The following is a 14,813-nucleotide window of genomic DNA, read 5'->3' as shown; positions in this document are numbered from 1 at the left end:
AGCCAGATGAGGCGAAAGCTTCACGTCTGGATCTAACAGAGAGGTGCGGAGCATAATAGCCCCCATCGACTCTAACCAACTACCAGTCTTTGCTCTGCTTTGCAAAGTCTGCCTGATCAAGCCCAAGAATCCATTGTTAATGAGCTTTTTGTACCCACTTTGCTAAAGGAGTTAGGGTTTCAATTTAATGAGATTAACCCCCAATATAATACAGGCAAAGGATTTGTCGATAAAGCTGCCAGGAAAACTATTGGCGACGATATTTTTATACATACTAAATCTAATCCATACCTGCTTGTAGAGCTAAAAGGTAGGAATATCAATTTGTCTAGTGATTCTGCAAGTTATCGAGACACTGTTACTCAGTTAAATAACTATCTACTTGCGCCCAATTGTCATGCAGCACAATGGGGTATTATTACAAATTCATGTCATATTCAACTATTTCGTAAGCATGGAAAAGTAATCTTCCCTGCAACTAAGTGTATTTCACTTAACAAGGAAAATATCGATAAAGTTATTACTTTAATCCGCAGAAAGCTTAAAAAGCCAGCTAAAGCTTTAACAATAGCAGTTTACAACAATAAAGGAGGTGTGGGGAAGACAACTACAACAGTTAATATTGCTGGAATCTTAACTTATCTAGGCAAGAAGGTTCTAGCAATTGATTTCGACCCAAATCAGCAAGACTTAACTCATTCTCTCGGTCTTCCGTTAAACAACGATAGTGTTTTTAAAGCTCTTACTGAAAGAGACACAACCCTTCAAAACGCTATACATCCTTATGTTTTTAAAAGTGGAACAATTGTACTCAAATTTGATGTAGTTACAGCAGACTTAAGTCTAACAGAACAACCAGATCATACACTAAGCAGTAAGATTTCTGTCAGAAATCTTTATCAAAAACTTGAGCTTTTAAAACAAGAATATGATTACATCTTAATAGATTCGCCGCCCAATTGGAAATTGTTTAGTAAGCTAAGTTTATATGCGGCTGATGTTGTTCTTATACCCACAAAACACAATAATCTTTTTTCTTTAGAAAATGCAGCTACAGCAATCAAAAAATTTATCCCTGAAGTACAATCTGCAAAGCCTGATGGCAGTCCTGTTGCCCTACCAATCTTTTTTAATGGTGAAAAGATTACACCGCCTAAGCTAAAAGTTGCTCAAAATGCAATTGATAATATCATTAATATTGCCGCTAATACTGTGAAAGACAAGTTTGACTTGCTACCTTATTTCTACCCCGAATATACCAGAAGTAAACATGAAAAAGATCCTCGTCATATTCATCAAATACCGAGCTATGCAAACATAGCAGATGCAACCTTCTTGCAGATTCCTGCGGTTTATAAAGATAAAATAGCTAATGATTATTACAAACATCTAGTCAAGGAGTATTTTCTACAATGAGTAGCCTTAGCATTATTGGAAATTTAATGGACATATATTTAGATGATATCAACTCCAGTGGAGAGACTGATACCCCTGAGTTTTTAATTAAAGCTTCTGCTCGTTTGCTCAAAGAAAAAGATGGGCGAAATTGGATTCCGTTACTTGTCAAAGAAACAGGCGAAGATAAATACGAAGTAATTGCCAACTCTTTTATTTATGCAGTTGCTAAAGAAGCTGGCTTAGATAGAGTTTGGTGCATTATTGCTGATGATAGTGATGATACAGCAGAAACAACTAAAGTTCTTGCCAAAGAAAAGACACCAAAAATTAATCTTTGTACAGCATCTAGAGATGAAATTGTCGCAGCATTACAATACTTGATTGAGCAACCTGGAAGCGCACTCAAAACAGTTAAACTTGCTGTCGCAGCCAACCGAATTGATGAAGCTCCCCGTCAATCTTGGCAAAAGTTCGACCCAATTATAAAGCTGAAGTGCGGTATTACTAAAGGTGCAAAACTTGAGGCTCTAAAACAGGTATTTTATCTAACGCCTCAACCAATGCCAGAAGAAACTATGAAGGCAGATATCGCTCAACCAAAGCCAGAAAAAACTAGAGATAAAGCAAGCTTTAAAACAATGACAGTAGCCGAACTAAAAGAAATAGCAAAGGAAAAAGGAATTGCTGGGGTCAGTAAGATGAAAAAAGATGAGCTTATTGCAGCATTGAGTTAAATCATCAAAATAATGCGATCGCTTCCTATGTAAAAATTACTCTAACTATGAGTGAAATACCATCTTGGTAGCAGATACCAAAAAAGCTTACCTCAGCCTATATCGAACGCAAAAAATGTTGGGTCGATGAGGCTCGTGGTGCTATTGTCATTCAAATTTATACAGAGCGATCGCGCTGAGTAAAAGAATTTGCTAAACTGACAAAAATTTATACTAAAGAACAAAGAGTCAAATGGTGCAAGTTCCCAGTAAGTCGCTGACAATACAAGATTTTTTGCAGTTACCAGAAACAAAGCCAGCCAGTGAGTATATTGACGGTCAAATTATCCAAAAACCGATGCCTCAAGGGAAACATAGCGTAATTCAAACTGAGCTTGCTGCGGCTATCAATGCTGCTATTAAGTCTCAAAGAATTGCCAGAGCTTTTTCAGAGTTGCGCTGTACCTTTGGTGGTAGATTAACTGTTCCCGATATATCAGTATTTGTTTGGGGTAGGATACCATGTGATCGCAATGGCGAAGTTGCTAACGTTTTTCACCTAGCACCAGATTGGACGATTGAAATTCTCTCCCCAGACCAAAGCCAAACAAAAGTTACTAAAAATATTTTGCACTGTCTCAAATACGAAACTCAAATGGGTTGGCTAATCGATCCTGACGAAAAATCTGTGTTTGTTTACGCTCCTAATCAGCAACTAGAAGTATTTGAGAACCCAGAAGATCTTCTACCTGTGCCATCGTTTGCCAGCAAACTGAAGATAACTGTAGACAGCTTGTTTGGTTGGTTGCGAAATTAACCCAAATCTGTTTTAGAAGTTGGAATAAATTTTTCCCATCTAAAAAACCTATCATCTCCTCATTTTGTGGGATGTGTGGGCGTTCATTCTTAGCTAAGATACTTTCCGATAGTATTTTTTCTGAAAAAATGAACAAAGATAATAAAAGCAAAGCTGAAGACAAAAACAGCAAAAGCGAGGCTAAAAACAAAGATAATAAAAGCAAAGCTGAGAACAAAAACAGCAAAAGTGAAGCTGAAAACAAAGATAATACTTCCAAAACCTTTGATATAGCAGGTGTTCGCCCTATTGACCCCAATAACCTTGAAATTGTGGGAACGCTCGATATAGATGGTCAGCGTCCGATCTCAGCAGGTGAAGTACAAGCAAAATCATCTTTTTACGAAGATGGCGAACGTCCGATTGGTGCTAGTAATCTTGATTATGAGCATACTTTACACGAAGACGGCGAACGCCCGATTGATTCTAGCAACCACCTTGAAGTAGCTGGGACTTATAACGAAGATGGCGATCGCCCAATAGGTAAAAGTGACTTTGAAATTCATAACACTTTAGAAGTAGATGGTAGCCGTCCCATCACTACAAACCGACCACCAGAGCAACAAATTATCACCGATTATATAGACTAATTTCCTAGGGGTGGCGTTAAAATAACTATTTTGCGATCGCCTTTGTGACTTCAACTATTTTTCGTTTGTCTCCTTTAATTAGGATTACACTTTTAAGTCTTTATACGGCTTTAACTGCGCCTTTGCCAATTCTTTCGCAAGTTACAAGTTCGCCTGTACCGCCTGCATTATTGTGGGTGGGTATAGGTTTAGGTGCGATCGCATTGTATGCTGCCCTATGTGAAAGAGTAGTTTTAAGTGATCGCACTATTGCTGTAACTTACCCGCGCTGGGTTCCGGGTTTTTTCCGCAAAGGCTGGTCTTTGGATTGGTCGGATATTAAAGAATTAAAACCGCGCACTACGGGTCAAGGTGGATTAGTTTACTATTTTCTCAGTAATGATGGTAAAGGCTATTTGCTCCCTATGCGCGTTGCTGGTTTTACCCGATTGGTGAACGAAGTACAGGCAAAAACAGGCATTGATACAAAAGATGTTAAACCTTTGGCGCAACCTTGGATGTATTTAATTTTGTTGGGGTTTACGCTGCTGTTATTGTTGGTAGACGGTTGGACAATCACAAATGCGATCAATCTGGGAAAATTAACCTAAATATTTGCGAGTCATCCTGTGCAAACAGCACAACTAAGCTTAGATAAAGTTAGCCTATCTGCGTCAGTGGGTTCTCAATACTTACTCAAGGATATTTCCTTTGAAATTGCTAAAACCGAACTTATTTGTCTAATTGGGGCTTCGGGCGCGGGTAAAACTTCTTTGTTAAGGTTGCTAAATCGTCTCTCAGAACCGAGTGTAGGGACAATTTACTTAGAGGGACAAGATTATCGCAGTATTCCGGTTATTCAATTGCGCCAACAGATTGTTTTAGTGCAACAAGAGTCTAAGTTGTTAGGAATGACCGTAAAAGAAGCCCTAGCATATCCCCTCAGTTTACGGGGGTTAGAGAAGGCGCAGATTCAACAAAGAATACTGTACTGGAGCGACCAATTACACATCCCGCAGGAGTGGCTAGAGCGGACAGAGGTGCAACTTTCGGTAGGACAAAGACAAACCGTTGCGATCGCCCGTGCTTTAGTAATTCAGCCCAAAATCTTGCTATTAGATGAGCCAACTTCAGCTTTGGATGCGGGTAGAGCTTCTCAACTACTGCAAGTATTGACTAATTTAGCGGCGGCGGGTGAAACTACAATTGTCATGGTAAATCATCAATTAGAACTAGCTCAAGCTTTCTGTCAGCGTCTTTTATACTTGCAGCAGGGGCAATTAATTCAAGATTCTATCAATAATTCAACTCTTGACTGGGTTAAGCTGAAAGATAGATTAGTGCAAACAGAAATCAAAGCCGCCGAAGACTGGAATTAGCCGCCTGTAACGATATTCCATACTAATTGTGGGATTTTGGTTATTTGTTCCCACAAGTCTTGATAGCCGATACCAAATACCAATTGCAATATTAAGATGATTCCGGCGATCGCAATTGCCGTAGTCGCTGTTGTCTTAACGATCTTAATTAGCGCAGTAAACACTAGCCAAGATACAACTATTGCAGCGATTAAAATTATCAATTCAAGGGGCATTAGTATTCTCTGTAAAGTTCCTCTACTATTAAAGATAAGACTTGTCCTTAGCTGTTGAGTATAAATGATGGATTCAACAATGCAATGGCACAAGCTTTTATCTAGTAGCCGCTTGGTAGAAGCTGTACCAAATATTTCTGATGCTGGGCGGACGGTTTTTGAAAAAGATTTTGATAAAATTATCTTTTCCTCCTCTTTTAGAAGACTTAAAGATAAAACTCAAGTATTTTCTTTAGTTGAAAATGATTATATTCGCAGCAGATTAAGTCACAGCCTCGAAGCTTCTTGTGTGGGACGTACTTTAGGTACGCTTGTCGGGAGCGAAATTATCAAAAGACATTATGCAGAATTACAAGATTTTCAAGCTAGAGACTTTGGCGATATAGTTGCGGCGGCCTGTTTAGCGCATGATATTGGTAATCCGCCTTTTGGTCATGCGGGAGAAGATGCTATTCAAGAATGGTTTAAAAGCGCGAAATCTGAGAAGTTTTTATCTTTATTATCAGCTAATCAACTAAAAGATTTTAAAAAATTTGAAGGTAATGCCCAAGGTTTTAGGACTTTAGCTAAATTAGAAAATAGACCTGCACTTAAAGGCGTACAATTTACTTGTGCAATGCTGGCGACGTTTACAAAGTATCCGAGAGAAGCGGGAATTAATAGTAGTTCATTTAAAAAATACAATGCTATTGATAACAATAAAAGCACTAAAAAACATGGATTTTTTCAAGCTGAAAAAGATTTATTTGCTCAAGTAGCACAAGAAGTAGGGTTAATACCTCGCAATCAAAAATCTGCTTGGTGGTGCAGACATCCTTTAGCTTTTTTAGTTGAAGCGGCGGACGATATATGTTACCACATTGTTGATTTAGAAGATGGTTTTCAGATGGGGTACATCACTTATAAAGAAGCAACTGCATTGCTGCACGATATTTTAATAAATGAAAAATTGGATGGGCTAGGGAGTGATGAAACAGAAAATATTAAGTATCTACGGGCTAAAGCAATTCACAAATTAATTACCGAAGTTAAACAAGTATTTTTAGATTGTGAGGATAAGTTTTTAAAGGGAACTTGTGACAGTCCTTTAACTACAGACATTGCATCGAGTCAGAAGCTAAAAGAAATAATTGATATCACGCGCAAAAATGTTTACGAGTCTTGCGAGGTGGTAGAAGTAAAAGTAGCAGGTTACGAAGTAATTAGCGGTTTGTTAGAAGAATTTATTACCGCGATTAGCGATGAAAGTTTATCAAAAAGCTATTTAATCAAAAAACTAATTCCAAATTTTAGAGAGCAAGAAGATATTTATACAAGAATATTACAAGTTACAGATTACATTGCCGGAATGACTGATTCTTTTGCAGTGTCATTGTTCAAAAAAATCAAAGGTATTTCTCTACCTCGTGGCGGGAGGTAGAGTTTTATTGCAAACTTATAGTGATGCTTGTTGAAGTTCTTTAATCTGGTCTAAAGCATCTTGGTAATTTTTTGTTTGCTGTTGTTGTTTATAAATACTTGCAGCCTGCTGAAAATCTTTAAGTGCTAATTGATTGTTTTTTAGTTCAACATACAGCAGACCTCTATTGTAGTAAGTATCCGCAGTAGGGTTAATTTGCAACGCTCGATTAATATCTTTAAGGGCTGCTTGTAAATCACCCAAACGAGCAAAAGTGCTACCTCGTCCATTGTAAGCAGCAAAGTAATCGGGTTTGAGTTTGATAGCTTGGTTAAAACTAGAAATCGCCCCTTGATTGTCTTTGAGACGACTGTAAGTAATACCTTGGTTGTAATAAGCACTAGCATTACTAGGATTAATTCGTATAGCCTGTTTATAATCTTCAAGAGCAGCTTGATGATTGCCTTGGTCATCAACAAGATTACCGCGATTTTCGTAAGCTTCGGCGTAATCGGGGTTTAACTCAATAGCTTTGGTATAGCTAGAAATCGCACCCTTGTAGTTTTCTAGTTTTGTATAGGTAACAGCTAAGTTGTAGTAGGTGCTAGAGTTTTCAGGATTAATCTTTAGCACTTGCTGATAATCGGCGATCGCACCCGTTGGATCTCCGTTATCATCTCTAGCATTACCACGGTATTCGTAGGCGATATCAGAATTGGGATTGAGCCTAATTGCTGCTGTAAGGTCTGCAATTGCTCCTTTGTAGTCACCTTGCTCATACTTCTTTATTCCTCGATCTACATAGGTTTTTTCGCTCTGTTGAGCAATTAGTAATTGTGTAGATTGGGCGCTAATAGCCGCAGGTTGTCCACTCAAAATACCAATAATTCCGACGATGGCGAGGCTAGTTTGAAGGCGATTCATAGTATTTGATGATAGTAGCTTTGAATTAGTAAATGTTGGCTGGTATATAATCTTACAATCTCTGGTTAGGGCATTCCAGATTTTTAGGGCAAAGTTTTGAGAAATAAGCGCGAAGCCCTTAACCGGGCGCGCTTGCGCTATCGCACTTGGTTAAACTAAGAGTTTTGATAGCCAATAAATTTATCTAAATTTTTCGATTTAGCAGCCAAAATTCCCCACAAAACTAGCAACTATAAAATGCCAAGAATATTTGACAACATAGAGTTACCTTTATTACCCAATTTACGCGAGACACTCAAAGTCTCTTATCGTGCAGATTTTTGTATAGGCTGTTTTAATCTCCGAGGCTGGCAAAAAATTGACGATTCCATTGAGCAATTTGTCGGCGGCGAAAACTTGTGTTGTCGTCTGCTGATTGGGATGCAGAGTTTGCCTAGCGATGAAGTTTATACAGCTTTTGCTTTGGGGAGAAGTCGTAACAGTATCGATAATAGTTCTATCTTGCGCTATAAAAAACAAATGGCTGCTCAATTGCGCCAACAACTAATCATTGGTGCGCCTTCAAACCAAGATGAAGCGGGTTTGCGGCGGTTAAGTCGGCAAATTAAAACTGGAAAAGTAGTTGTTAAACTATTTTTGCGTCATCCCCTCCACGCCAAGCTATACCTAGTTCATCGTCACGATCCAAATACGCCTACGGTAGTCTCTTTGGGTAATAGCAACCTTACTTTACCAGGACTTGCAAGCGCAGGTAATAGTGCCAGTGTAATTTACAACCGACTATATGACTTCATCTTTGATAACCAAAATCATGAAACTCATACAATCCCAAATGTGGCTACTAATCGTCTTATTGACCAATCTAATATCAACTGGAATCCACTACTGGGATAACTATGTGTCCTTCGATCAATATCCCGTACCTACTTGGATAAGTCCCAACGTGGTGTGGATATCTTGGCTGTTGTTTACAGTAATTGGTGTTCTGGGCTACTGGCTCTATTGTCAGCAGAAATGGGATCTGGCATATATCTGTCTACTCGTATATGCTATTACTGGAGTTATTACTCCGCTCCATTATTTATACGCACCAATGAGTCATTTTACAATGCGGATGAATACATCAATAGTGAGTGATGGATTCTTCTCATTGTTACTAATAATATTTCTATTTTGGTCGTTAGTAATAGCACAAGAATGGCAACAGAAAGAAATTCGGTAGTGTTTTAGATTTGTTATTTACTCCTAAATTAACAACCCGAACTCGTAGCGATTTATAAATAGTTTAATTACTAGCTCGTGCATCAACTCTGTCTTAGAAAAGCAGATTGTCTTAGGCATTAGTCGCTTAATTCTCGTTCTCAAACTCAGATGCTTACGCTCAATTGTCTGAGTTTTCTGCTTCCCTACTTCATGGAGTTCAATGGGAAGATGGCGCTCATTAGTTCCCCACCCATCTGTACAGTAGCGCTTGATTCTAAACAGTTTTTGCTTATGGAAAGGGGAAAGAACATGATTTTAAATTATACAAAAAAAGTAGAGTAAGAATTAACAGAGAAATTAAATGTTTAGCAGATAAGGGATATCAAGGTATTCAGAAATATCGTCTTTTTTTAGGCGTTTGACTAAAAATAAGCCTAGAAAAGATAAGATTTATCCTTTAGATAAATAAGCTAATAGAGAGTTAACTCAAGAACGAATATTAATTTAAAATTTATTTGCACAGTTGAAAAAGTTTAGGATTTTGTAAGGGCAATATCGCAACAGGGAGAAAACGATTTGGATGGAGATTTAATTTAATAGCTTACCTTTATAACTATGAGCTTACTTTAGGTTTAAATCCTCCTTTAACTTGACTTTTGCAAGAGGTCTATTCGTTAATTTGGGTTGATCGCAACGGTAACAGCGTTACTCAGTCGCAGTTGGCAATTTTACGGGCGGCGGCTTGTGCGCCATCGACTCGAGCGATCGCTAAAGATGCACAGCATCATGATTTGGTGAAGCTTGGGGCGTTGTTGATTGCCGAAGATGAGAAAAATGTTAACTTGACGGCTCTTCTAGATAGCGATCGCCTAAATAAATTAGGATAATTGAGCCAAGTAGAAAGTAAAGTAGCTTGACAAAAATTGCAAAGCACCTAACTAAAGCCGAGCGAGAGCGCTTGTAAAAATATTTTGAGTAAAAGGATTGATAAATGGATTATCTGCTTGATAGGCTTGGGAATTGCGATCGCACTTAACTTCGCTCAAGTTTCTCCCATTCAAGCTATCCCAAAACCAACAGAATTACGCGGAGTATGGCTAACCAATGTCGCCAGTGGCGTTTTATATACTCCTTGGGGCATTAACCGCGCCATAAGTCAATTAGCTAAACTAAAATTTAATACTATTTATCCTGTAGTTTGGAATCGGGGAAATACTTTTTATCCAAGTTTAGTAGCTAAAAAAGTAACTGGGCGCGATCGCGATTTATCATTACAAGTTCTCAAACTCAACCAAGATGTTTTAGCCCAAATAGTCAAACAAGGACACCGCCAAGGCTTGCGAGTTATCCCTTGGTTTGAATACGGTTTTATGGCTCCCCCTAACTCCGCTTTGGTTAAACGTCATCTTGATTGGTTAACAGCACGTCGCAACGCCAGTAAAATCACTGTAGATGTCAACCAACCAAAAGCTACCAATCCCAAAGTAGTAGATCCGATGCTGACTAAAGGAGTATGGCTCAATCCATTCCATCCAGAAGTACAGCAATTTATGCTGAATATGATTGTCGAAGTTGTCACCAAATACGATGTAGATGGGGTTCAATTTGACGATCATTTCGGTTTACCTAGCGATTTTGGCTACGATGACTTTACTGTTGCTCTATATCAACAAGAACACCAAGGTAAAAACCCCCCCAACAACCCCCAAGACGCGCAATGGCTGCGTTGGCGAGCCGACAAGCTCACAAATTTTATGGAGCGGGTTTACAAAGCGGTTAAGGCTGTAAAACCAGAGTGTTTAGTTACGTTGTCTCCCAATCCTCAAGACTACGCTTACAGAGCAACTTTGCAAGATTGGCAAACTTGGGTAAATCGGGGGTTAGTAGAAGAATTAATCTGTCAAATTTACCGCAACGATCGCAAAAGTTTTATCGCCGAGTTGCAACAAACCGCTCTACAAACTGCGCGAAAAAAAATCCCTGTTGGTATCGGAATACTAACAGGATCGGTAACTAATCCAGTAACTCTTAAACAAATTAAGCAACAAGTTCAATGGGTGCGCGATCGCGGTTACAGTGGAGTATCCTTTTTTTACTGGGAAAGTTTGTGGGGTTACATAACGCCCGAATCTCCCCAAGAGCGCCGCAATGGGTTTAGTTCGCTTTTTTCTGCTCCTAAGCCTAAGAAATAATTATGTTTATTAAATATATTAAAACTGACTGCGGTTTCTGGCTGCAATGGATCTTAGCTACTTTGGCTGCTTTTATAGTTAGTTTATGCTTAATTGAAATTGATGTCAGACCACACATCAAAGCTACAGAAGGTCTTATTGGGGGTGCGATCATTGGTTTAGCCCAAGGAATGATATTAGAGCAGCGCAGCAAAAACATTGCCCCTTGGTGGGCTTTAATGAGTATTGTAAGTTGGGGCTTAATTGGTGCTAGTAACTTAGGTGCAATTGGTTGGATGGCTCCCCGAACGTTGTACTTAGAACCGAGAGTGATTTTTGGCTTATTAAATGGCTTACAAGCAGGCGCATTGCTAGGAATTGGGCAATGGCTCGTTTTGCGTCAACGATGCAAAAAAACTCTGCTATTAATACCAATAGTTGCAGTTTCCTGGGGAATTGGTTTAGTTCTAGGTTGGAGTGTCAGTGGAGTTTTGCGCCAAGTTACACGGCTATTTTTAGGAGAATTAATTGGTTTAGCAGTAGCTTGGGTTGCAAGTTCCGCGATCGCAGGTTTTGCCCTAATACGCTTAGATAATTTGTATGGATTAGAACAAAAAAACTTACCGAACAAGGCAATATATTAGTTCATAGCTTTGTTACTTTATTTTATGTCAATATCTATCGGTCATTTGGGCCCTTCGGGTACTTATTCTGAACAAGCAGCAAATTCATATGTAAGTATGTTTTTGCCCCAAACTCAACAAGAAACTACTTTACGTCCTTATCCAAGTATTGCCAAAACTTTAAAAGCGATCGCCAATAGTCAAGTAGATTTAGCCATTGTCCCGGTAGAAAACTCTATTGAGGGTAGCGTTGCTATTACTCTAGATATGCTATGGCAATTAGATAACTTAAAAATTACTCTAGCTTTAGTGTTACCGATTACTCACGCCCTATTATCAAAAGCTCCATCAATTAACAACCTCGAAATCGTCTACTCTCATCCCCAAGCTTTGGCGCAGTGTCAAGGATGGTTAGAACAGCATTTACCCAACGTTAAAGCGATCGCCATTAATTCTACTACTGAAGCTTTAGAAAAACTTGACAAAGAACTAAACGCCGGGACAATTTCTTCTCCTCGCGCAGCAGAACTTTACAACGTGCCAATTTTAGCTAGTTCTATTAACGATTATCCCGACAACTGTACGCGCTTTTGGGTGCTAAGTTCATCTGGGCAACCCGTTACCGGAAGCCATACCAGCCTAGCCTTTAGCGCCAAAGCAAATGTCCCCGGAGCGTTAGTTAAGCCTTTACAAATGTTTGCTCAAAGAAACATTAATCTTAGCCGCGTCGAATCTCGTCCCAGCAAGCGATCGCTCGGTGACTATCTTTTTTTCCTAGATTTAGAAGGCGATACTACTTCCCCCCTCGTGCAAGCAGCCCTATCGGAACTTGCCGAGTACGCTGACACCCTTAAAATCTTCGGCAGTTACAATATCCTATCGCTCTAATTAAAAGTGTCCTTCAACACCGTACGTGCCGCTAAATGGTTGCGAGTGGAAGTCAGAATTTCTGCTTCTCGCTTTAAACGAATGCCTGTATCTTGGGTTTCTAACAATGCTTGCTGCTCTGATGCAACCCCATAAAGATTGCTAGCGACCCAGTAAGATAGCTCTGTAGGCAGTTCGGGGATATTTTCGGGTAATTCGATGTTTTGGTCGGTTAGCTTCGCTGACAGCCTCACCACGTCTTGTAAAAGCTGTTCTACTTCTGTTGCCAAAGGTCGCAAGTCTTGTTCTGGTGGGTTGTCTTCCATCCATTCAACTAAACCAACTTTGTAAGGCTTCTCGCGCACGTACTCTAACACGCGAAACCTTTGCTGACCCAAAGTAAACATTTTCAGGCGATCATCTGGCAATCGCTCATACTGCACGATTTCCGCACAGCAGCCAATGTTGGAAACTTGTCCCCGTACCGGATCGTATAGCAAAACTCCAAAACGGCGATCGCTTTCCAAGATCGTATTCATCATGATCCGGTAGCGAAACTCAAATATATGTAGAGGTAAAGGTCTACCAGGAAAAAGGACTACTTCTGGTAGAGGAAATAAAGGAAGTTCGCGCACCGCAATTTTTGAAGGAGATGTCATCGGATATCGATAGAAACCGTAATGCTTTTACTGTAACGAATTTCTTTACAGACATCCCAAATAAATTTGCCTTTTAGCCGTTCTAAAAGGCAAACTTGATTTTTTATAACTTCACTTCAATATCAACACCCGATGGTAAATCTAGTTTCATCAACGCATCAATAGTTTTAGCAGAAGGCTGATAAATATCAATAATCCGGCGATGGGTGCGGGTTTCAAAGTGTTCGCGCGAATCTTTATCTACGTGAGGCGATCGCAATAAGCAATAAATCCTCCGTCTTGTCGGTAGTGGTATTGGCCCTACGGCGGTGGCGTTAGTACGATTTGCTGTTTCTACAATCTTTTCACAGGAAGTATCAAGCAAGCGACGGTCAAAAGCTTTTAAACGAATGCGAATTTTTTGCTGCTGAAGGGTTGCCATTTTTTTAGTTTTCTAGGTTCAAGTTTTAGTAAAGACAGTTAAAAAGCAGAAAAGCCTTGTACCTTACGGGTACTGCCTTTCTGCTATAGGTAATTAGTAACTTGGGTTACTTCAAGATTTTTGATACGACACCAGCGCCGATAGTTCTACCACCTTCGCGGATTGCAAAGCGCATACCTTGCTCAATTGCGATCGCGTTGATTAGTTCTACAGTCATTTTGATGCGATCGCCAGGCATAACCATCTCAGCTTCGCTACCGTCATCAGAGGTAAACGCGCGGATTGTGCCAGTTACATCGGTTGTCCGTACATAAAACTGTGGGCGGTAGCCAGGGAAAAATGGAGTCTTGCGACCGCCTTCTTTTTCCTTCAGAACGTATACTTCCCCTTCAAACTGAGTATGAGGAGTAATCGAACCAGGTTTAGCAATTACCATTCCGCGCTCGATGTCTTCTTTCTCAAGTCCGCGTAATAGTACGCCTGCGTTGTCTCCAGCCATTCCTTCATCAAGACTCTTTTTAAACATCTCGATCCCGGTAACGGTGGTTGTGCGGGTATTTCTAATCCCGACAAGTTCCACAGAGTCGCCAACCTTGACTTTTCCGCGCTCAATTCTCCCTGTCGCAACGGTACCGCGACCTTTAATCGAGAATACGTCTTCCACCGCCATCAAGAAAGGCTTATCAATGTCTCTTTCTGGAGTAGGAATGTAAGCGTCTACAGCCTCCATAAGTTCGTAAATTTTATCTACCCACTTATCTTCTCCCCTTGGCATTTTGGGGTTTTCGGTCATTTTTTCTAACGCCAATAGCCCCGATCCTTTAACAATGGGGATATCGTCGCCGGGGAAATCGTAGTCGCTGAGAAGTTCTCTAACTTCAAGTTCTACAAGTTCCATCAATTCGTCATCGTCTACCATGTCCTCTTTATTTAAGAACACAACTAGATTAGGAACGCCTACTTGTTTGGCTAACAAGATATGTTCGCGGGTTTGGGGCATGGGGCCATCCGCCGCCGATACTACCAAAATACCGCCATCCATTTGCGCCGCACCAGTAATCATGTTTTTTACATAGTCAGCGTGTCCGGGACAATCTACGTGGGCGTAGTGACGACCTGCGGTTTCATACTCAACGTGAGCGGTGTTAATTGTGATGCCACGCGCTTTTTCTTCAGGAGCGGCATCGATATCCGCATATTTGCGACCTGTAGCTTGTCCTAGAGCCGCCAATGTCATTGTAATTGCGGCTGTTAACGTAGTTTTGCCATGATCTACGTGACCAATCGTACCGATATTGACGTGGGGTTTATTCCTTTCAAATTTTGCGCGTGCCATTGAATTTAGTTTTAAGTGTTGAACTTTGAGTTTAGAACAGTTTTGAGCATGGGTTAAGTAATACGTTTTAATTCTAATTT

Annotated in this window: 19 protein-coding genes; 13 read left to right on the top strand and 6 right to left on the bottom strand. The window is 40.0% G+C overall.

Features of this window, described 5'->3' with window-relative positions; translation table 11 throughout:
* The first annotated feature begins 99 nt into the window (after window positions 1-99).
* From C7B70_RS12235 to C7B70_RS12210, 6 genes are all read left to right on the top strand, one after another.
* The gene (locus C7B70_RS12235; RefSeq protein WP_106369319.1) at window positions 100-1,416 is read left to right on the top strand and encodes an AAA family ATPase; all 1,317 of its coding nucleotides are present in this window, start codon (window positions 100-102) and stop codon (window positions 1,414-1,416) included.
* Window positions 1,413-2,132 (top strand): Rho termination factor N-terminal domain-containing protein, encoded by a 720-nt coding sequence (locus C7B70_RS12230; RefSeq protein ID WP_106369318.1) that lies wholly within the window; start codon window positions 1,413-1,415, stop codon window positions 2,130-2,132. Before C7B70_RS12235 ends, C7B70_RS12230 begins: the two co-directional genes overlap by 4 nt.
* 232 nt (window positions 2,133-2,364) lie before the next feature.
* On the top strand, window positions 2,365-2,928 hold the full coding sequence (locus C7B70_RS12225) for a Uma2 family endonuclease (protein WP_106369317.1): 564 nt from the start codon (window positions 2,365-2,367) through the stop codon (window positions 2,926-2,928).
* Between the two features lie 128 nt (window positions 2,929-3,056).
* The gene (locus C7B70_RS12220; protein ID WP_106369316.1) at window positions 3,057-3,557 is read left to right on the top strand and encodes a hypothetical protein; all 501 of its coding nucleotides are present in this window, start codon (window positions 3,057-3,059) and stop codon (window positions 3,555-3,557) included.
* A 44-nt stretch (window positions 3,558-3,601) separates the two neighbouring features.
* Window positions 3,602-4,147, top strand: coding sequence for a hypothetical protein (locus C7B70_RS12215; RefSeq protein ID WP_106369315.1), 546 nt, complete (start codon window positions 3,602-3,604; stop codon window positions 4,145-4,147).
* Window positions 4,148-4,165: 18 nt separating this feature from the next.
* Entirely contained in the window at window positions 4,166-4,915 is a 750-nt protein-coding gene (locus C7B70_RS12210) for an ATP-binding cassette domain-containing protein (RefSeq protein ID WP_106369314.1), read from the top strand.
* On the opposite strand, the gene C7B70_RS12205 is transcribed toward C7B70_RS12210, so the two are convergent.
* Window positions 4,912-5,130 carry a hypothetical protein gene (locus tag C7B70_RS12205; protein ID WP_106369313.1) on the bottom strand — a complete coding sequence of 73 codons (219 nt, stop codon included), beginning with the start codon at window positions 5,128-5,130 and terminating at the stop codon, window positions 4,912-4,914. The two genes, C7B70_RS12210 and C7B70_RS12205, sit on opposite strands and share 4 nt — an antisense overlap.
* Before the next feature lie 64 nt (window positions 5,131-5,194).
* On the opposite strand from C7B70_RS12205, the gene C7B70_RS12200 reads away from it, so the two are divergent.
* A complete protein-coding gene (locus tag C7B70_RS12200; protein WP_233220913.1) occupies window positions 5,195-6,550 on the top strand; it encodes a deoxyguanosinetriphosphate triphosphohydrolase in 1,356 nt (451 codons plus the stop codon).
* A 15-nt stretch (window positions 6,551-6,565) separates the two neighbouring features.
* On the opposite strand, the gene C7B70_RS12195 is transcribed toward C7B70_RS12200, so the two are convergent.
* Entirely contained in the window at window positions 6,566-7,453 is an 888-nt protein-coding gene (locus tag C7B70_RS12195; protein ID WP_106369311.1) for a tetratricopeptide repeat protein, read from the bottom strand.
* A gap of 237 nt (window positions 7,454-7,690) precedes the next feature.
* Between C7B70_RS12195 and C7B70_RS12190 the strand changes: the two genes are divergently transcribed.
* Both C7B70_RS12190 and C7B70_RS25920 read left to right on the top strand, forming a co-directional pair.
* Window positions 7,691-8,347, top strand: a complete 657-nt coding sequence (locus C7B70_RS12190; RefSeq protein ID WP_146134036.1) for a phospholipase D-like domain-containing protein — start codon at window positions 7,691-7,693, stop codon at window positions 8,345-8,347.
* Window positions 8,348-8,351: 4 nt separating this feature from the next.
* Entirely contained in the window at window positions 8,352-8,675 is a 324-nt protein-coding gene (locus tag C7B70_RS25920) for a hypothetical protein (protein ID WP_146134035.1), read from the top strand.
* Window positions 8,676-8,698: 23 nt separating this feature from the next.
* Here C7B70_RS25920 and C7B70_RS28750 read toward each other — a convergent pair whose 3' ends face one another.
* The gene (locus C7B70_RS28750) at window positions 8,699-8,929 is read right to left on the bottom strand and encodes an IS1 family transposase (RefSeq protein WP_369831858.1); all 231 of its coding nucleotides are present in this window, start codon (window positions 8,927-8,929) and stop codon (window positions 8,699-8,701) included.
* A gap of 383 nt (window positions 8,930-9,312) precedes the next feature.
* Between C7B70_RS28750 and C7B70_RS12180 the strand changes: the two genes are divergently transcribed.
* The 4 genes from C7B70_RS12180 to pheA all read left to right on the top strand — a co-directional run bounded on the left by C7B70_RS12180 (window position 9,313) and on the right by pheA (window position 12,338).
* Window positions 9,313-9,543: a hypothetical protein gene (locus C7B70_RS12180; RefSeq protein WP_106369310.1), complete on the top strand. Its 231-nt coding sequence runs from the start codon at window positions 9,313-9,315 to the stop codon at window positions 9,541-9,543.
* A gap of 84 nt (window positions 9,544-9,627) precedes the next feature.
* Window positions 9,628-10,848: a glycoside hydrolase family 10 protein gene (locus C7B70_RS12175; RefSeq protein WP_199192227.1), complete on the top strand. Its 1,221-nt coding sequence runs from the start codon at window positions 9,628-9,630 to the stop codon at window positions 10,846-10,848.
* A gap of 2 nt (window positions 10,849-10,850) precedes the next feature.
* Complete coding sequence (locus tag C7B70_RS12170; protein ID WP_106369309.1) at window positions 10,851-11,471, top strand: hypothetical protein; 621 nt, start codon at window positions 10,851-10,853, stop codon at window positions 11,469-11,471.
* A 24-nt stretch (window positions 11,472-11,495) separates the two neighbouring features.
* Window positions 11,496-12,338 carry a prephenate dehydratase gene (gene pheA, locus C7B70_RS12165; protein ID WP_106369308.1) on the top strand — a complete coding sequence of 281 codons (843 nt, stop codon included), beginning with the start codon at window positions 11,496-11,498 and terminating at the stop codon, window positions 12,336-12,338.
* Here the strand turns inward: pheA and C7B70_RS12160 are convergent.
* From C7B70_RS12160 to tuf, 3 genes are all read right to left on the bottom strand, one after another.
* Entirely contained in the window at window positions 12,335-12,976 is a 642-nt protein-coding gene (locus C7B70_RS12160; RefSeq protein WP_106369307.1) for an LON peptidase substrate-binding domain-containing protein, read from the bottom strand. The genes pheA and C7B70_RS12160 overlap by 4 nt on opposite strands.
* A 103-nt stretch (window positions 12,977-13,079) precedes the next feature.
* Window positions 13,080-13,397, bottom strand: coding sequence for a 30S ribosomal protein S10 (gene rpsJ, locus C7B70_RS12155; protein WP_009633765.1), 318 nt, complete (start codon window positions 13,395-13,397; stop codon window positions 13,080-13,082).
* A gap of 106 nt (window positions 13,398-13,503) precedes the next feature.
* Window positions 13,504-14,733: an elongation factor Tu gene (tuf, locus tag C7B70_RS12150; RefSeq protein ID WP_009633764.1), complete on the bottom strand. Its 1,230-nt coding sequence runs from the start codon at window positions 14,731-14,733 to the stop codon at window positions 13,504-13,506.
* Window positions 14,734-14,813: the final 80 nt, after the last annotated feature.

Source organism: Chlorogloea sp. CCALA 695 (assembly GCF_003003885.1).
Taxonomy (GTDB): domain Bacteria; phylum Cyanobacteriota; class Cyanobacteriia; order Cyanobacteriales; family Chroococcidiopsidaceae; genus Aliterella.
The sequence above is the reverse complement of the archived record's forward strand: the minus strand, read 5'-3'. Positions and strand labels throughout refer to the sequence as shown.

What these genes read in the sequence shown, in the direction of transcription:
- C7B70_RS12230 (WP_106369318.1), top strand. Translation starts at nt 1,413, where the DNA reads ATGAGTAGCCTTAGCATTATTGGAAATTTAATGGACATATATTTAGAT.
- C7B70_RS12225 (WP_106369317.1), top strand. Translation starts at nt 2,365, where the DNA reads ATGGTGCAAGTTCCCAGTAAGTCGCTGACAATACAAGATTTTTTGCAG.
- C7B70_RS12220 (WP_106369316.1), top strand. Translation starts at nt 3,057, where the DNA reads ATGAACAAAGATAATAAAAGCAAAGCTGAAGACAAAAACAGCAAAAGC.
- C7B70_RS12205 (WP_106369313.1), bottom strand. Translation starts at nt 5,130, where the DNA reads ATGCCCCTTGAATTGATAATTTTAATCGCTGCAATAGTTGTATCTTGG.
- C7B70_RS12200 (WP_233220913.1), top strand. Translation starts at nt 5,195, where the DNA reads ATGATGGATTCAACAATGCAATGGCACAAGCTTTTATCTAGTAGCCGC.
- C7B70_RS12195 (WP_106369311.1), bottom strand. Translation starts at nt 7,453, where the DNA reads ATGAATCGCCTTCAAACTAGCCTCGCCATCGTCGGAATTATTGGTATT.
- C7B70_RS12190 (WP_146134036.1), top strand. Translation starts at nt 7,691, where the DNA reads ATGCCAAGAATATTTGACAACATAGAGTTACCTTTATTACCCAATTTA.
- C7B70_RS12170 (WP_106369309.1), top strand. Translation starts at nt 10,851, where the DNA reads ATGTTTATTAAATATATTAAAACTGACTGCGGTTTCTGGCTGCAATGG.
- pheA (WP_106369308.1), top strand. Translation starts at nt 11,496, where the DNA reads ATGTCAATATCTATCGGTCATTTGGGCCCTTCGGGTACTTATTCTGAA.
- C7B70_RS12160 (WP_106369307.1), bottom strand. Translation starts at nt 12,976, where the DNA reads ATGACATCTCCTTCAAAAATTGCGGTGCGCGAACTTCCTTTATTTCCT.
- rpsJ (WP_009633765.1), bottom strand. Translation starts at nt 13,397, where the DNA reads ATGGCAACCCTTCAGCAGCAAAAAATTCGCATTCGTTTAAAAGCTTTT.
- tuf (WP_009633764.1), bottom strand. Translation starts at nt 14,733, where the DNA reads ATGGCACGCGCAAAATTTGAAAGGAATAAACCCCACGTCAATATCGGT.